The organism is Paraburkholderia sp. BR10937, from assembly GCF_040965695.1.
Lineage (GTDB): Bacteria > Pseudomonadota > Gammaproteobacteria > Burkholderiales > Burkholderiaceae > Paraburkholderia.
Map to the genome: position 1 here is coordinate 1 of NZ_JBFRCL010000294.1, position 231 is coordinate 231.

The 231-nt window shown below is 55.4% G+C and carries 1 rRNA gene; it reads left to right on the forward strand.

Annotation, left to right across the window (positions count from 1 at the left end):
- Positions 1–231 (forward strand): 16S ribosomal RNA (locus tag AB4Y44_RS43040); the annotation flags it as partial.

Sequence of the window (231 nt, forward strand, 5' to 3'; positions counted from 1 at the left end):
TTGACGGGGACCCGCACAAGCGGTGGATGATGTGGATTAATTCGATGCAACGCGAAAAACCTTACCTACCCTTGACATGTACGGAAGTCTGCTGAGAGGTGGATGTGCCCGAAAGGGAGCCGTAACACAGGTGCTGCATGGCTGTCGTCAGCTCGTGTCGTGAGATGTTGGGTTAAGTCCCGCAACGAGCGCAACCCTTGTCCCTAGTTGCTACGCAAGAGCACTCCAGGG